General features: G+C 43.2%; 11 protein-coding genes. 4 read left to right on the top strand and 7 right to left on the bottom strand.

The window, feature by feature from the left end:
- Positions 1-31: 31 nt before the first annotated feature.
- The 4 genes from JWG45_RS08565 to JWG45_RS08550 are packed head-to-tail and all read left to right on the top strand — an operon-like array spanning position 32 to position 9,849.
- Positions 32-5,704, top strand: a complete 5,673-nt coding sequence (locus JWG45_RS08565) for an alpha-2-macroglobulin family protein (protein WP_232380593.1) — start codon at positions 32-34, stop codon at positions 5,702-5,704.
- Between the two features lie 6 nt (positions 5,705-5,710).
- Positions 5,711-7,792, top strand: coding sequence for a penicillin-binding protein 1C (gene pbpC, locus JWG45_RS08560; protein ID WP_205279347.1), 2,082 nt, complete (start codon positions 5,711-5,713; stop codon positions 7,790-7,792).
- A gap of 60 nt (positions 7,793-7,852) precedes the next feature.
- Positions 7,853-8,650, top strand: coding sequence for an AAA family ATPase (locus tag JWG45_RS08555; protein WP_205279346.1), 798 nt, complete (start codon positions 7,853-7,855; stop codon positions 8,648-8,650).
- Positions 8,651-8,652: 2 nt separating this feature from the next.
- Positions 8,653-9,849, top strand: coding sequence for a VWA containing CoxE family protein (locus JWG45_RS08550; protein ID WP_205279345.1), 1,197 nt, complete (start codon positions 8,653-8,655; stop codon positions 9,847-9,849).
- Here the strand turns inward: JWG45_RS08550 and JWG45_RS08545 are convergent.
- The 7 genes from JWG45_RS08545 to JWG45_RS08515 all read right to left on the bottom strand — a co-directional run bounded on the left by JWG45_RS08545 (position 9,841) and on the right by JWG45_RS08515 (position 17,365).
- Positions 9,841-10,761, bottom strand: a complete 921-nt coding sequence (locus JWG45_RS08545; RefSeq protein WP_205279344.1) for a ketopantoate reductase family protein — start codon at positions 10,759-10,761, stop codon at positions 9,841-9,843. The two genes, JWG45_RS08550 and JWG45_RS08545, sit on opposite strands and share 9 nt — an antisense overlap.
- Position 10,762: 1 nt before the next feature.
- Positions 10,763-10,960, bottom strand: coding sequence for a hypothetical protein (locus JWG45_RS08540; RefSeq protein WP_118968568.1), 198 nt, complete (start codon positions 10,958-10,960; stop codon positions 10,763-10,765).
- Positions 10,961-11,038: 78 nt separating this feature from the next.
- A complete protein-coding gene (locus JWG45_RS08535; protein ID WP_205279343.1) occupies positions 11,039-11,779 on the bottom strand; it encodes a M48 family metalloprotease in 741 nt (246 codons plus the stop codon).
- Between the two features lie 3 nt (positions 11,780-11,782).
- A complete protein-coding gene (locus JWG45_RS08530; protein WP_205279342.1) occupies positions 11,783-13,786 on the bottom strand; it encodes an ATP-dependent helicase in 2,004 nt (667 codons plus the stop codon).
- Between the two features lie 21 nt (positions 13,787-13,807).
- The gene (locus tag JWG45_RS08525; RefSeq protein ID WP_205279341.1) at positions 13,808-14,278 is read right to left on the bottom strand and encodes an FKBP-type peptidyl-prolyl cis-trans isomerase; all 471 of its coding nucleotides are present in this window, start codon (positions 14,276-14,278) and stop codon (positions 13,808-13,810) included.
- Between the two features lie 119 nt (positions 14,279-14,397).
- A complete protein-coding gene (locus JWG45_RS08520) occupies positions 14,398-14,745 on the bottom strand; it encodes an LIC14007 family protein (protein WP_205279359.1) in 348 nt (115 codons plus the stop codon).
- A gap of 250 nt (positions 14,746-14,995) precedes the next feature.
- A complete protein-coding gene (locus tag JWG45_RS08515) occupies positions 14,996-17,365 on the bottom strand; it encodes a SpoIIE family protein phosphatase (protein WP_205279340.1) in 2,370 nt (789 codons plus the stop codon).
- Positions 17,366-17,382: the final 17 nt, after the last annotated feature.

The following is a 17,382-nucleotide window of genomic DNA, read 5'->3' as shown; positions in this document are numbered from 1 at the left end:
TCCGAAACAAACATCGATTCGGGAGAAAACCTTGAGTTCTTTTGCAGTTCCTAAATTCGTATCTAAAAATTATTTCCTTATTCTCTTTTTATTTGCCACAAGTCTGAGCGCTCAGGTTCGAATCGAATTCAACCCGACCGGCGAAGTCAAAAAACCTTCTCAAGTAAGAGCCCGATTTTCGGAATCGATGATTCCTCTTGGAAATCCGAAATTTTCTTTGTATCCTTTTGAAATCCGTTGTCCGGTGAAAGGAATCGAACGTTGGGTGGATGATAAGAATTGGGTTTTGGAATTTCCATCTCCACTTCCTGGTGGAGTGGAATGCAGTTTTGAAACCAAAAAAGTAAAATCGGTTTCGGGAACTTATCTCACGGATGGAGAAAAATTTTCATTTCACACAGGAGGACCTGAACTCGATTCCTCCTCTCCGTACGAAGGCGGGATCATAGACGAGGATCAGATTTTTATTCTGGATCTGGATTCCGAAATGGATCTTTCTTCTGCGAGCGATCATCTCTATTTTGTCACAGAAGGAATTCGAGACAAGATCGGATTTAGTCGAATCACCGGATCCTTGGAGAAAGAACTTCTCAAAGCCAACTACAGAGAAGGCAAAGAAGAAAGAACGGTTCTTATCAAAGCAGATCAAAAGTTTCCCAGCGGAAAAAATATCCAGTTGGTTTTAGAACAAGGACTCAAATCCAAATCGGGTGTCGCGAGAACTTCCACGAGAAAAGTGGGTTTCACGGTTCGTAAAGCATTCCTTGCGGAGTTCAGCTGCGATCGTGTCAACGCAAAGGCCGCATGTATTCCTTCTTTACCTCTGACCGTAAATTTTAGCGCACCCGTTTCCGTGGAACTCTTGCGAAAGATTCAACTGCAAACATCGGACGGAAAGTTGATTCCTGCAAAGGTTTCTTCCGAGGAAGGAAACTACGACTATGGAGTGAGTTTTCCGACTCCGCTTTCTCCCAAAGCGAAGTTTCAGATTCTTCTTCCATCCGGAATCAAAGACGACGCGGGAAGAAGTCTCGCCAATCAATCCTCTTTTCCTCTTACGGTTTCCACGGATGATTATCCGCCTCTTTTGAAATTTGCCGCGAGATTTGGAATTTTGGAACGTTATCCAGAAGCAGTCCTTCCTGTCACGATTCGAAATCTGGAAGCGGAGAATCCGGTTCGGCTTTATCAAGTAAAGACAAGTCCGGACACAAAAGAAATTGTTCAACAGCAGTTTGATAAGTTGAAAGAAAAGGGAAAAGAAATTCTCAACTGGGCTACCGGAAAGGAAGAAAAAAATCAAACTCCACCGAAACAGTTTACGGGTAAGGAAGTCATTCTCGGTGTTGGACAAATTTCGGAAATCGTTCAATATTTAAAAATATTAGAATCATTGGATCATAAGGATTCCATTTTCGATCCGAGTCGAAATCAACTCCCTCCGGGAACCAACGAAATCAAACTTCAATCCAAACAGGGAGTCCGACGTTTTGAAGTGGTTGGAATTCCTCTCAAATCTCCCGGCTTTCACGTCGTGGAAATGAAATCGGACGTATTAGGAAATTCTTTATTAGGAAAGAATCAACCGTTTTACGTCCGTACGGGTGCGCTCGTCACCAATCTTTCGATTCATTTTAAATGGGGAAGAGAATCCTCTCTCGTTTGGGTGACAAGACTCAACGACGCTAAGCCGGTTCCGAACGCCGACGTCCAAATTTTCAATTGTAAGAATGAAAAGGTTTATACCGGAAAAACGGGTCCTTCCGGAACGTTGATCATCAAAGGGCTTCCCACAAAAAGTTCGGTTCCTTATTGTTCTTGGAAGGCTTATGAAAATGGTCTTTTTTTGACCGCCGCCTCCGAAGACGACTTTACGTTCAGTCATTCACGCTGGCAAAACGGAATCGAGAACTGGAGATTCAATCTTCCGGGGGATTATGGAGCGAGTAACGTTCTCTTTCACCCCGTGATGGATCGAACTCTTTTTCGCGCCGGCGAAACGGTCTCGATGAAGATCGTTTCGAGGGCTAAAAGATCCAACGGTTTTGAAATCCCGGGCGCGAGCGAATATCCGAACTCCGTAAAAATCATCCATTCCGGAACCGAAAAGGAATATTCCATTTCTTTAAAATGGAATCCGGAAGGAACGAGCGCGATTCAGTTTAAAATTCCTAAAGAAGCAAATCTTGGAGTCTATCGAGTTTTGTTAAATGAATTCAGCGGAAAAAATCACGAAGGTCAAGTTTCCATCGGAGAATTTCGAGTTGAAGAATTCAGAATTCCTTTGATGAAAGCGGATTTTCAGACGAGCGGCTCCAATATCGCTCCTTCCAAAATCGGTATCACCGGAAACATACGTTATCTTTCGGGCGGTGGAGCCGGTAAAATCCCTGTCCTTCTAAGAACCCGCGTCCTTCCGGGAGGAGGAGTTTCTTTTTCGAATTATTCCGAATTTTCGTTTAGCAACGGTAGGGTGACGCAGAGATCCGAAGAGGAAGGTGAAATACAAAACGCCGGTTTTACAAAAACTCAACTTACCTTGGACGGAAAAGGTTTCTTTGATACAAACGTAAAGTCGATTCCGGAATCCGATTCACCACAAAGACTCGAAGCAGAGTTGGAATACAGAGATCCGAACGGCGAGATCCAGAGTGCGTTTCGTTCCTTTCCGATTTATCCTTCGGAATTTCATATAGGAATCGCTCCCGAAGGTTGGGCGGCCGTACAAGACGCGGTGAAGTTTAAAGTTGCGGTTCTTGATCTCAAAGGAATCCCTGTCGAAGGAAAGAAGGTCACGGTAAAAGCTTTTACAAAAAAATACTATTCCAATCGTAAGAGACTCGTCGGAGGATTTTACAGTTACGATCACAGATACGAGATCAAAGAAATCGGAGAGTTTTGTTCCGGGAAAACCAATACAAAAGGATTTTTGTTTTGTAACGGCTCGGTCAAAGAAACGGGAGAAATTTACTTTGAAGCTTCTTTGTCTGGAGAAGATGTAAAAGCAAATTCTTCGGTTTGGATAACGGGAAAGGAAGACCTTTGGTTTGCCGCGAGCGATCACGATCGAATGGATCTTCTTCCGGAAAAGAAAGAATACCAAGCCGGAGAAAAGGCAAGGTTCCAAGTCCGTATGCCTTTCCGGGAGGCGACGGCTTTGGTTACGGTGGAAAGAGAAGGGATTCTGACTTCTTTTACGAAAGTTTTAAGCGGTAAAGAGCCCGTTCTCGAAATTCCGGTGGAGAATTCTTACGCGCCTAACGTGTTTGTATCGGTGCTTGCGATTCGCGGAAGAGTGGACAATCCAAAGGAGACCGCCCTTGTCGATTTAGCAAGACCGTCCTTTCGTCTCGGGCTCGCCCAGATCCGAGTCGGATGGAAACCCTTCGAGGTTCCGGTTCGAGTGGAAACCGACAAAACGGTTTACGGAACCAGACAAAAGGCTAAGGTCAAAATTCAGATCGAACATCCTTCTGCCCAAGTCAAAAAAGATTCAAGAATCATGTTAGCCGCCGTTGACCAAGGTTTGTTGGAACTGAAGTCGAACGATACTTGGGATTTGCTACGAGCGATGATGAAGGAAAGAGGAAACTCGGTGGAAACTTCCACGGCACAGCTACAGGTAATCGGAAGAAGGCATTTCGGTTTAAAAAGTCTTCCTCCGGGAGGTGGAGGCGGTGGAGCTACTACAAGAGAACTTTTTGATACGCTTCTTTATTGGAAGGCCGATCTCAAACCCGACGAGAATGGAAAATTGGAAGTCGAAGTTCCGCTAAACGACTCTTTGACTTCGTTTAAGATCGTAGCCATTGTTCATTCCGGAAAAGATAAGTTCGGTTCTGCTTCGACTCAGATCCAGACGACGAGAGATCTTCTTGTATATCCGTCTATCGCGCCGTTTGCCAGAGAGAAGGATCGTGTTCAGAGCGGGCTTACGATCAAGAACACAACGGATCGTACGATGGATTTATCGATCACACCGAAAACTTCTCCGGATCTCGGATTGGAAACAAAAAATCTCAAACTGCCTGCGGGAGAATCCACCGTGGTTCAATGGGAGCTTGGAATTCCTACAAAGAAGAATGAAATCGTCTACGAGTTTCTCACAAAAGAAAACGGAGGAAGTTTTACCGATACGGTTCGTTTTCGTCAGAGGGTCGGCGAGTCTGTACCGGTTCGAGTTTTACAATCCACATTTGTCCAAGTGGAAACAGGAAAGTTAAGCGTTCCGATTCAAGAAAATCAGGAAGCCATAGCGGGAAGTGGAGAGTTGGAGATTAGCCTAAAGGCTTCGCTTACGGGAGGAGCGATTTTTTCCGCGAGGGAAGCGATGAGTCGTTATCCGTATTCTTGTCTCGAACAAAAACTTTCCAAGTCCATCGCAGCCGGATCTCAGAAAGATTGGGATCAGATCATGGATCAACTCAGTTCCTATATGGACGGAGATGGGCTCCTCAAGTTTTTTCCTTCGTCCTTATATGGAAGCGAAATTTTGACGGCTTATCTTTTGATTCTTTCTTCGGAATCCGGATATAAAATTCCGGACGCGACGAGGGAAACTTTGATCGAGGCTCTGAATCGTTACAGCAAGGATTTGATTTTTAGAAGCAGCTATGTTTCCAACACGGATACAAGACTTAAAAAAATCATCGTCCTCGATGCAATTTCGCGTTTCGTAGGTCCGAGCGATGAAAGTATTCGTGCCATACAAACTGATCCGAAAATTCTTCCTTCCGATATTTTGATCAGCCTGAGAAATATCTATTCCCGTTCCAATTCGTTTAAGAATCAAATTCCTGCGATCGACGTTCTTTTGAAGTCCAGATTTCGGATCCAAGGAACCTCTTATAACTTCGTGGATGAGTCCGGTCTTTGGTGGCTTTTGTCTTCGAACGATTCCACAGTGATGAGAACGATTCTTTCCGTCGTCAAAGATCCTTCATGGAAAGAAGATCTTCCTCGAATGATTCGAGGTGCGATCACGAGACAAAAAAAAGGAAGTTGGGATATCACCACGGCGAACGCGTTAGGCGTTCTTGCGTTTCAGACTTTTTCTAAACAGTTCGAAAGAGATTCGGTGGACGGAACGACAACCGTCTCCTTGGAAAATCAATCGAACACATTGGAATGGAAGAATAAAAAAGAACCCGCGACTCTATCGCTTCCGATGCCAAAGACGACTCAGAATCTTGAGTTTGTACAAAACGGAAACGGAAAACCGTATGTTGTAATTCATACAAAGGCGGCTCTTCCTCTCAAAGAAAAACTGGAAAGTGGAATGCGACTGGATAAGGAAATTTTGGATGAATCCGGAAGTAAAAAATCCAACTTCAAAGAAGGGGACCTCGTCAGAGTTCGTCTGAAAATTCATACGGAATCGACCCTTTCTTGGGTCGCGATTAAGGATCCGATTCCTGCGGGTGCGAGTATCTTAGGTTCCGGTTTGGGAAATGATTCCAAATCGGGAAGTGAAATCGCAACCGACGGAGATTGGTGGTCGTCCCCTACGTTTGTGGAAAGAAAGTGGGAAGGTTATACCGCTTACTTTGAATATTTACCGGCAGGAAGTGTGACTTTGGAATACGTCTATCGCATCAACCAAACCGGGAAATTTATACTTCCTTCGACGCGTGTCGAGGCCATGTATCTTCCGGATCAGTTCGCAGAAGTTCCGAACGCGGATCAAACCGTCAACAAGGACTAGGTAAGAATGTTTCGCAAGAATTTTCTGATATTTTACTGCATCAGTATATTCTTGTATTCGAATGTTCTTTTTTCGGAGGAAATCCCTACTTATGGCGAGGTTCGAAATTCCTATAAAACGTCCGACGGAACCCTTTTGGACGTTCACGGAAGATTTTTACAGACGATTCGGTTCGATGTAAAAGAAAGAAAACTTGCCTGGGTGGAAGAGGGGGAGATCCCAGAAACCTTGTTTCTGGCTCTGTTGCTTCAGGAAGACAAACGATTCTTTGAACATTCGGGGGTGGACTCGATCGCAATTCTGGGAGCGGTTCGGGATCGTATGTCTGGAGATTCCAAACGAGGGGCTAGTACACTTTCCATGCAGCTCGCCGGAATTTTTCTCAAAACCAAGCCGGGAAGAAGGAGCCTTTTCGACAAATGGAACCAGATTCAATTTGCGAAAAAGATGGAAGAAACATGGAAGAAGAATGAAATTCTTACCGCGTATTTAAACCTCGCACAATTTCGGGGAGAACTGAGGGGTCTTCGTTCCGCGAGTCGTGGACTCTTTCACAAAGAACCTTCTGCGTTAAGCGACACAGAATCGATTCTTCTTGTGTCCATGCTTCCGTTTCCCGGAGCCGGCGCTGACGTTTTGAGTAGACGCAGTTGTATTCTTGCAAAAAAAATCCAAAGAGAAGATCTCTGTTTTTCTTTTGAAAAAAACGCCAAGGTTGCCGTTTCCAAACCGACGGGACTTTCCTCCACGGGAGGAATCGCGTATCACGCGGCGCAAAAATTCTTTCGTGAAAACCTAAGTTTTTTGGAAAAAAACGGAAGGCAAAAAACTACGATCGACTTTGATCTTCAATGGAAGGTCACAGAACTTGCGAAAAATATTTTAGACGGACTTAAAAAACAGAATGTTGCTGAAACCGGAATCGTGGTTTTGGATAACGCCTCCGGGGCGATCCTGGCTTATGTCGGAAATCTTCCGGAGAGCCGAACCTTTTACGTGGACGCGATTCAATCCAGAAGACAAGCGGGTTCCACACTCAAACCGTTTTTATATGCGCTTGCGTTCGAGAAAAATTTGTTAAAACCGAACTCTATTTTGGAAGACAGTCCTTCGGAATGGAACGCTGTTTCCGGAATTTATAGACCTTCCAATTACAGCGATGCTTATCACGGTAAAGTGGAGGCGAAGTTTGCGTTGGCCTCTTCTTTAAACATTCCGGCGATTCACGTTTTGGATCTTGTAGGAGTTTCTACGTTTGTTCAAAGGTTGCAGGAACTCGGAATTCAAAACATGGAACGATCCGATTTTTACGGAAGTTCTCTCGCGCTCGGAACCGCTGACGTGACTCTTTTGGAATTAACAAACGCTTATCGGACCCTCGCAAATGGAGGAATGTTTTCCCAGACGACTCTGGTTCCTTCCGTCGCGAAACAAACCGTTCATGAAAATTTTGAAGAAGGGAATTTATGGACTAAAATTTATTCCAAAGAAGTTTCCAATACGTTAGACGAAATTTTATCCAATCGAGAGTATCGATCTCTTTCTTTCGGTTTAAACAATCATCTCAGTACTCGTTTTTTCACCGCCGTAAAAACGGGAACCTCCCAGGATATGCGAGACAACTGGTGTATCGGATATTCTAAAAAATTTACCGTGGGGGTCTGGGTCGGGAATATGGACGGAAGTCCGATGTGGGACGTGAGCGGTGTGACAGGGGCGGCTCCAATTTGGAATGCGGTCATTCATCTTTTACAGGAAAGAGAGGAAGAGCATTGGAATCATCCTTTGAAGGTTCAAAACGAAATTCCGATAAGAATCGCAGCGGATTCTCAACCGATTCCCAAAATTTTAGTTCCCGGAAATGAAACAATCTTTGCGGTCGATCCGGATATTCCCGATGGAAGACAGAAACTTCGGTTTAGCGCTTCGGTTTTTGAAAACGGATTTGAGTGGATCTTGGATGGGAAAAATCTCAAAGAATCCCACGAGAAGGAGACTTTTTGGAAACCGGAAAAAGGATTTCACATTCTTTCGCTTCGGGATCGAACCGGCAAGATCATCGACAGCGTGATTTTTGAAGTCAGATAGAGGAGCGGTTTTTCTCTTGCCGAACCGGACCTCGGCGTTAGAATCAATCCAAGACTTCTTATGAATCCATTGATAGACACATACTTACTTTCTCCTTCTCTCGAAGAAGCAATTCTTATGGCGGAGATCACATCTCGACCTTTGCTCTTAAAGGGAGAACCTGGAACCGGAAAATCGCTCCTCGCTGAATACTTAGCCAAACATAGAAAACTACCGATCCACACCTGGCATATCAAATCGATTACACAGGCTAAGGAGGGTTTGTATTTTTACGACGCGGTCTCCCGTCTGAACGACTCCCGTTTCGCTGAAGATTCCGAAAAAGTGAAGAACATCGAAAACTATATTCGTTTGGGATCGTTAGGCGAAGCCTTTGACTCGGATCAAAAATCCATCGTTCTGATCGATGAAATCGATAAGGCTGACATCGAATTTCCAAACGATCTTCTTTTGGAATTGGATCGAATGGAATTCTTCATTCCGGAAATCCAAAAAAGGGTTCAGGCAAAACAACGTCCTCTAACGATCATAACCTCCAATAACGAAAAAGAACTTCCGGCCGCTTTCTTAAGAAGATGTATTTTTCATTATATAGAATTTCCGGATCCGGAATTTATGAAGAAGATCATTCTTTCTCATTATCCGGGAGTGGCACATACTCTTTTGATCAAAGCCCTTGAGATGTTCTATCTGATCCGGAGAATGGACGACTTAAAGAAAAAACCGGGGACGAGCGAACTTCTGGATTGGATTCAGATTTTGGTTCACCAAGGAGCCGCTTTAAAAGACGAGGTTCGAATTCCATTCTTAGGCGCCCTGATTAAAAATGAAGAGGATTTGAAGTTATTTAGGAATTAAGAATGTTCATTCCTTTCTTTTACAGACTAAAAAGCCAAGGAATTCCGGTAACGACGGGAGAGTTCCTGGATTTTTTGAAGGTGGTCGATCACTATACCACGAATCAAAAAGCCTGGATTACCGTGGACGAGCTCTACCGTTTTTCCAGAACCTGCATGGTAAAGGACATCAAACACTTCGACGCCTTTGATCTGGTTTTCTCCGAAATTTTTGGGGAGAAAGGAGCTTTGCGTCCGGAGTTCAAACAAGAACTTTTGGATTGGCTGAATCGAATCTTTGAAAATCCTAACGGTCCACCCCCGGCTTCCCTCATTCCTCCCGAACGTCTTTTGGAAGAATTGAAAAAACGACTCGAAGAACAAAAGGAGGAACATCACGGCGGATCCAAATGGGTGGGAACCGGAGGTTCTTCGCCTTTCGGTCACAGCGGCTCTAATCCGGAAGGGGTGAGGGTTGGGGGAGAAGGAGGAAACCGATCCGCAGTTTTCCAAGCATTAGAAAGACGTTATAAAGAATACAGAACGGACGAACAGCTCGACGTTCGCCAGATCAAAACAGCGCTCAAAAAACTTAGGAATTTTCGAAAGGAAGGGGTTTCGGAGTTTCATCTTCCCAAAACGATCGATTCTACGTGCAGGAATGCCGGAGATATTCATCTCGAGTTTGAACGTTCTCGCAAGAACGGTCTCAAGGTTTTGCTTTTGATGGACACGGGTGGAAGTATGACATCGCACGCGGAACGGGTGAATAAACTTTTTTCAGCGAGTCATCAGATCAATCATTTCAAGGAATTTCACTACTACTACTTTCACAATATCATCTACGATGCGGTTTATCCGAAAGCAAACATGCGAACCCCGCTTTCGCTTCAAAGGGTTTTTAAAAAACACAGTGACGATACGAAGTTGATCATCATCGGAGACGCGTATATGGCTCCGTATGAACTCTTGGATTCTACATACGGATTCTATCACAGCCGGTTTCGAATGGATTTTAGACTTCCGGAAAACCCGGAATCCGGACTTGATTCCTTAAAAAGAATTCGAAGGCATTTTAAGGATTCAATCTGGTTGAACCCGGAGCCGAAAAAATATTGGGATGCACCCACGATCCAAGAGATCGGAAAACAAATTCCGATGTATTTTCTTTCGTTGGACGGATTGGAAATGGGAATCAAAAAACTTTTGAATTCACTTTGAATGACTTTTGAGTTTTAGAAGCGCGTAGAGGGTTGAAATATGCGGAGTTTTGAACCGAAACTTTTCTCCGATTTTCAGAGCGTTTCCAAGGATAGCGTCGATCTCCATCGGTCTTCCCGCTTCAAAATCCAATAACATACTCGTTTTGTATGGTTTCATCGATTCCGTCATTTCGATAAAAGTTTCGATTTGTTCCAAGGGAACCGAGGCTCCATCCAACTCGGAGAGTTTTTGAACTTCGCGCATGACCTCGATTACGAGAGAACGACCGGTCGGTTCGGAAAGAATCTGTGAAGTGTTCTTTCCTCCCGAGAGGACGCTGATCGGATTGAAGGGTGCGTTCCAAAGAAGTTTTTTCCACCGTGCTTGACGGATCGTGTCCGTCCCTTGTGTGGGAACTCCTCCTGTTTCAAAAAGTTTTACGAGCTGATTCATGAGTGAAGAAGAAGGATTGCGATTCCAAGAGCCAATTGTGAGATCTCCATAGTCCAAATGGTGAATTTTACCGCCGTCTAAGCGGTTTGCGCATACAAATGCAAGCCCGCTCAAAATTTCATTCTTCGGATAGAGCTGGGTGATCGGTTCTTCGATTCCGATTCCATTCTGTAAAAGTAAGATCGGAATGTTTTCTGGAATCCGGATTCCTAAAATTGTCTCCAAACGAATTTCAGGTAAACATTTGAGGCAGTTGAGAATGAGATCGTAATCTTCTAAATTTTTGGGAACTTCCTCAAAGACCAGGTTCGGCTGGTATTCGAAGTCACCCCAATGACTCTGAATCTGAAAACCTCTTTCTTCGAGTTCGAACGCGTTTTTTCGAACCCAAAAATCGACACAACAACCCGCTTGTTTGAGTTTGCCGGCGTACAGCCCTGCGATGGCTCCCGACCCTAAAACTAAAATTCGAAACAAATCAACCTGCCTGCAAAAATTTCTTTTCTATCTTTTTAAGAATTTCCGTGATCGCCTGCACATAACCGTCGTAAACACCGCGATCGTATTCATTTAAGGAGCGGTAGTTTAGGCCTTGCATCTCTTTCAAATGGCTTCGCAACTCTTCATCGATATAATTCTTACGAACATAAAGCGTTTCAAATACTTTTGGATGCATTTCTTTCTCCCATCAACCTAAGTTAAGAGCCAAATTTTACACCGGATTCTAAGCTTGTAAACATTCAATTTTCAAAAATTAGAGATTTATGGACTGATGGTATTTGGATTTTAACCAACGGTTGGCCCTAAGGTAGTCCGGATATTTCCTTTCTAATGCGCGAAATTCCCTTCCATGGATCACGTTTTTACCGTTCTTCCTCGTTGCCGGGATGTGAACATGAAGAAGTTCGTGAAAGACGATGTATTCCAATACGAAGATAGGAACGACCTGTCTTCCGAGGATCGGATTGATGACGATCATTCTGTGCGCGGGGTCAAAATGACCCAGCCTCGTTTTTGAACTTCCTTTTCCCCAATAAATTTCTATATCCGAAAGATCGATTCCGAGAAATTTTTCGTTGATTCTCGAAAGAATCTCCTTAAGAACCGCATTTTTAGACTCGGAGGATTCGATTCTTTTTTTTCGTTTGTTTGTTACCGATTTTAGTTTGGAATGAAGTTCGTAAAATTTTTGGACGCGCTCCGAAATAGCTTTCGGAATCGGAAGTTTGAGGAGTTTGCAAAGAAGCAGCTCTACGACCGCTTCCAGAGAATCCGATTCCCGATAAGAAGAATGAATTTTAAATTCCAAAACGCCGGAGGAAATCCGGATCGCACTTCCCAAGTTTGTATAGGGATAAAATTTATAACGAACCGTTTTCCCTAGAAGAATTCTACCACCTCGTACATTCAGAAACTCGAATACTTTGTCTTCCAGAAAAGATTGAATTTTGTCCGAAGTTGTTTTTGATTTCTGTTTTTCGTAGGCTAAAATCATCGACTAACTTCCGAAATAGTTCTGAATCCTGGAGAAAGACTCGGAAGAATTCGTTCCGCCGGCGGAGCCGGCGCTCGCACCAGGTTCCGTTTTGGGAACCGGTTTTGCGGAGACAAGTCTGAGCTCGAAGACTTTTTCCGGAGAAGGAATTTCGGTTAAAAAACGAGACAACTTTGTATAGTAAGGTCCGGATCTGGACTGGGCTAGGGAAGGTCTTGTGAGATAAAGTTCCTTTCTCGCGCGTGTGATCGCTACATAAAAAAGTCTTCTTTCTTCTTCGACATCCGTATTTCGACTGGAAGGGAAAGAACCTTCGGTTGCGTTTAGAACAAATACGAGATCAAATTCCAATCCCTTTGCCGAATGAACGGTGGAAAGATTTAAAAGATCTGTTTCCGCGTTATCGGGATTGATCTTTTCCAAACTCAATGCCGCGTGATCCATAGTCAGATCCGAAAGGAAATCAGATAAAGAGGAATATTTTAAAGAAAAGCCGAGCACGGAATCCAGATCCTCCGATCTTCGTTTCGAATCGTCATAATTTTTTTCCAAAAGAACTCTGTAGTAATCGATAAAATCCGAAGTGATCGTTTTGACTTCCGATTTTGATTCCGTGTGCTTTTGATAAAGGTGGAAAAGCGGGGAAAGAAATTTTTGAAAATTCGGATTTGTTTCCTCATTCAACGTTTCCATTTTTCCGGAAGCCTTGCGAATTTTCTCCAAAATCTCGTTCGACTTTGCATTTCCAATTCCCGGAATCAATTTCAAAACCCGAAGCCAAGAGACCGAGTCGAGAGGATTGATCAGAAGTTTTAAAAAGGAAAGTAGATCTTTGATATGAGCGGTTTCGATAAATTTTCTTCCGCCGAATTTCGTAAACGGTATATTTCGTTTTGCTAATACGAGTTCGAGTTGATTCGAATTCCATCCAGCTCGAAAAAGAACGCCCATCTTATGGAATGGAATTCCTTCCTCTTTTTTTTGCAGAAGAATTTCAGAGATTCCTTCCGCTTCTTCGAGTTCGTCCGTAAATTGAAGTACGGAAGGTTGTGGTCCGTTTTCGTTGTCGGTAAATAAGAATTTATCGTATTTTTCGGTGAAGTTTTGAAGCACGGAGTTCGCAAGATTGAGAATTGCCGGAGTACTTCTGTAATTTTTTTCTAAAAAGACGGTCTTTGTATTTTCAAAAATTTTGGGGAAGTCTAGGATTCCACGAACGGTCGCTCCTCGGAACGTATAAATACACTGAGCGTCGTCCCCGACTACCATAAGATTTCCGTGTTCCGCAGCGAGAAGACAGGCAATATGAGCTTGAATCTTATTCGTATCCTGGAATTCGTCGATCATAACATAACGATACTTTTGCGAAAGAGCCGAACGCACCCCCGAATGATTGGCGAGCAGATCGCGAGTAAAAAACAGCAGATCGTCGTAATCCAAAAGTGCTCTTTCCCTTTTATAAACTTTATAATCTTCGAAGATTTGTATGATGTCCTTGGATCTTTGTAAGAAGGAAGGGTAATCCTTTTCTAATATATCAGCGAGAATTCTTCCCGTATTTTGAATTTCACTGTGGATTCCAAAAAGGGTTTCGTTGGAGGGAAAGCGGGTTTTTGTTTTTCCAAAGTCTCTTTCGTTTCTCAGAAATTGGAACACATCCAAGGAATCCGATTCATCCAAGATCGTAAAATCGGCGGAAATGCCGAGAACGGGAGCAAATCTTCTCAATACCGAACTGCAAAAAGAATGAAACGTTCCTCCTTGGACTTCACTGCAACGTGCGTCTCCTAAGGAAGAAGCTCTGAGAATCATTTCTCTCGATGCTTTGCGCGTAAACGTAAGAAGTAGGATGGAAGAAGCGGGAGTTCCCGAAGAAACCAACTGTGCAAGTCGGCTTATGATCGTTTTTGTTTTGCCGGTTCCGGCCCCCGCGAGAACGAGCACCGGTCCGTCCTGGGTGAGGACAGCTTCCAATTGAGCTGAATTTAAGTCTTCCTTCCAGGACATGAAATGGCGGAGAATGATCTCTTAGTGGTGGTGATGTCCACCTTCTCCGTGAACGTGTCCATGAGAAACTTCTTCGTCCGTCGCTTCTCTGATTTCGGTGAGTTCGACGTCGAATACAAGATTGATTCCCGCAAGAGGGTGGTTTCCGTCAACAATTACTGATTCGTCTTGGAGTTCAGTGATCGTAAAAACTTTGTCCGGTTCGTCCGTTTGAAACATCATTCCGACTTGCAGATCTTCGTTTGGAGGAAACTGAGATCTTGGAACGTCAAAGATCAAATCCGGATCCTTCAAACCGTAAGCGCTTTCTGCTTCTACGTTGATTCTTTTTTTCTCCCCCGTTGACATCTTTTTCATTTCTTCCTCAAGACCAGAAATGATATGACCGACTCCCTCCAAATAAGAAAGAGGGGCCTTGCCCTCGGAAGAATCGATCAGATTGCCTTCTGTATCATGAAGGGTGTAATGGAAAGTAATCACTCTAGTTTTCATGGATAGCTCCAAATAGGATAAATTCAAAATTCTGGCAGGAATCGGGGTTCAGAAAAATACCGGAATCTAAGTACTTTTCAGGGTAATTTGAGCTCGGTTTAACTCAATCAGAATTTTATTCAGAATTCCGATTCATACTGAAAATCCAATTTGGATTGTTCGAATTCTTTGAGAAAGGTTTCGATTCGGTTCGAGAGAAAAAACCAGGAGTCTTGTGTGAATGTTTCTCTAAACCTCTCCGAAAATTGTAGATAGCTATTTTCTGCGAGACGAGTATCTCCGGTATGATCTAGGAGAAGCGTATAGGAAATTAAAAGTACGTTTTTTTCTACGCTGTAGGCGATGGATTTTTCCAAAAGCTTTTGTGGCTCTTGAACGGAGATTTTTTTCTTGAGCCCGTTTTTAGTAACGAACAAAGGAGGTTGTTCTACCTTGGGGGAAGTGAACGCACCGGAATAGATTTTCATATTCATAAATACACCCCCAAGAGATAAAACTCCGGGGAGGAATCCAATTCCCGTTTTACAAAATAGGAATCGGATTCAACCCCGGCAAGCGAGCTGGCTTTAGACGGCAACCAGTGAATAGGAGATTTTGAAACGGATCCACTGTGCTTCATTCCTTAAAAAAAGCTCGATTCTTTCCAAAGAATGAATTAATTATGACTTATAATGTTAAATTGAAACATTTTCAACAATAAATTTGTATAGAGACGGATTATGAGGCTTTTTTTATCACTTTGCCTTGAAGGCTTGGGGTTTTTCCTCCGGAAATCTCTATTATGGAGGAAAGTTCCGTTTGCTCCGAACCTGTTAGAGCCAACCCTTTCGATCGAAGTGCCACCTTTTCGGAAAAGAGTCGGATCAATTTGAAATTTTGTGTTTTTTTTGCCAAAAGAAGGCAAATCTTTGCAAGATGGAAATCAGAGGGTTTAAGAATTGAAGCTTTCGCAAAGTAGGCTGTCGCCTTTTGCCATTCTTCTTTTTGAATCGCTTCCTTTCCTTTTTTCAGTAAAAATCCCCACTCGTTGGAGGAAAGATTTTTCTTTTCCACTTTGGCTCTTTGGATTTTAAGAAAACTCAGGTCGTCGGAAAGTTCTCCGTAAGTCCGGATTCTTCCCTCCAGATGTTCCAGGTTCGGAATCGAATCCTGCACGGTCTGGAAAAAGATCTCAGGAGAAGAGGTTTTCTGTTTTTGAGTTGGATCTTCATCCAAGGATAAAAACAAATCTTCTCGCCCGTCAGAACCGAAAAGAATCGTGTCCTCCGGTAAAACCTGAAAGGATTCGATTCGAATCGGAAGTTCGGAAGATGGAAATCCTATCTTTCGGAGCGTTACTTCCTCCAAAAGATAGGTCGCTTCTCGATTTCGTAAAAGTACGATCGGGGGATGTTCGCAGTTTAGAAAAAAGAGATCTCCTGTTTCGATTCTATAAAGCGAAAGAATGGAAGAAACGAGCATACTTCCGTCGAAGGATTCGAATACGGCCTGAAGATTTTTATAGAGGTGAAAAAGCCAATTTTCAGGACTTCGAAATTCGTAATCGGGAGTCTGTAAAAAACTTTTTACGATAGAACAAAAGATCAATGCTCCACTCGCTCCTTGGAGGGATTTGCCCATCGCGTCCGCATTGATCAGTACCTGATATTCGATTCCGGATATAAAAACGGATTCGTTTAGAACCACGTCGCCTCCGATTTCGTAGTTGCGATTCTTAAATTGAAAACGTTTGTATTGCCTTCTGTAAACTTCAATCTTTGCAAAATCGTTTCGTTTATCTTTGGAAAGAAAGGGCTGGAAGAGAAGTGTGATGAGAAAGTAGTCCCCGTCTTGTTGTTCTTTTAGGGCTCTTACTTCTTGAAGGCTCTGGGTGAGTTCTTTCGTCCGTTTACGGATTCCCATTTCCAAAACCTGATTCCATGTTCTCAGTTTTTCTTTCATCCCCACAAACTTATCCGAGAGGATCAAAGTAAGAAAGAATAGAAAACCGCTGACTCCAAATCCGGAGAGGCGAATCATCGAAAATTTGCCTCTTTCCGATAGGGCGTCGATTCCTACACAGAGAACCAGAAAAAGAATTCCAAAAAGAATTTTCCCGGATTCTTTTTTTCTTCCGAGATTCGGAAGGATCAGTTGAAGTGAAAGAATGACGTAGCCGACCCATAACGTCTGATGCAAGTAACGATTGTATCGATCCAATTCCAATACGTTCGGAGAAAACCAGAACAAACCCGATAGAAGAACGGATCCGATTTCCAGAATTTTTTGGAACCTTCTTTCCGGTTTTTTCAGCAGGGAACCGAGAAATCTGCAAAACAGGGGAAATAAGAACACTAAAAAAGAATATTCCAATTTCTTTAAGTACAAAATCTGCCAACCGGTTAGATATTTGAACTCGCTGAGCGAGATTTGGTAAAACGAAAAGAAAACGAGGAAAAAACCGAAGTAAAAATTTTCATTCTTTCGTTTTTCGCGCGCCGAGAGAAATATAAAAAATCCTCCTATCAAAAGAAAGGAAGAGAACAAAAAAAGTCCTCCGATCTCGGAAAAACAAAATTCTTTCCAAATTTCGAAGGAAGGCCCGATGCCGATGGGGCCGGAAAGAATTCCAAACTCGTATTCGAAATAGGGTTTTATGTTTATTTCGATCTCGTTTTCTTCCCGGATAACGGACTGAGGGATCGTGTAGATTCGAGTTCGGTCGTAACCCTGGGGGACCGAGCTTTGGTAGAAAGAAAACAATTCTTCTTGGAGTTCGGTTCCATTGAAAAAGACTCGGGTTTGATCCGAAATCTTTCCTAAACAAAGGCTTTGAAAAACCTGCTCTTCCGTTTTAAAAATTCTCTTCCGAAGTAAAATGCTTTCGTTTGGCGTTTTCTTCCATTCTATTAGATTGGATGGAATCGGAACGGTTTGGATCGGTTCTTTTTTTTTCGGGGAAGGTGGTGAAAATTCTTCCGGTTTGGTTTCGATCTCCCAGTTTCCGGAAAGATCGAGAATCCGATCCCGGGTCGTTTCCGGTTGGAATTCCGGTTCACAGGAAAGGGCGGAAAGAATGATGAGAATTGGGATGAATTTTGAGAACAATAGATTCTCCTCCTAAC

This window comes from Leptospira ainlahdjerensis (assembly GCF_016919175.1).
Lineage (GTDB): Bacteria > Spirochaetota > Leptospiria > Leptospirales > Leptospiraceae > Leptospira > Leptospira ainlahdjerensis.
The sequence above is the reverse complement of the archived record's forward strand: the minus strand, read 5'-3'. Positions and strand labels throughout refer to the sequence as shown.

Bases quoted from the DNA above. Each gene is read 5' to 3' on its own strand.
- pbpC (WP_205279347.1), top strand. From the start codon at position 5,711: ATGTTTCGCAAGAATTTTCTGATATTTTACTGCATCAGTATATTCTTG.
- JWG45_RS08555 (WP_205279346.1), top strand. From the start codon at position 7,853: ATGAATCCATTGATAGACACATACTTACTTTCTCCTTCTCTCGAAGAA.
- JWG45_RS08550 (WP_205279345.1), top strand. From the start codon at position 8,653: ATGTTCATTCCTTTCTTTTACAGACTAAAAAGCCAAGGAATTCCGGTA.
- JWG45_RS08540 (WP_118968568.1), bottom strand. From the start codon at position 10,960: ATGCATCCAAAAGTATTTGAAACGCTTTATGTTCGTAAGAATTATATC.
- JWG45_RS08535 (WP_205279343.1), bottom strand. From the start codon at position 11,779: ATGATTTTAGCCTACGAAAAACAGAAATCAAAAACAACTTCGGACAAA.
- JWG45_RS08530 (WP_205279342.1), bottom strand. From the start codon at position 13,786: ATGTCCTGGAAGGAAGACTTAAATTCAGCTCAATTGGAAGCTGTCCTC.
- JWG45_RS08525 (WP_205279341.1), bottom strand. From the start codon at position 14,278: ATGAAAACTAGAGTGATTACTTTCCATTACACCCTTCATGATACAGAA.
- JWG45_RS08520 (WP_205279359.1), bottom strand. From the start codon at position 14,745: ATGAAAATCTATTCCGGTGCGTTCACTTCCCCCAAGGTAGAACAACCT.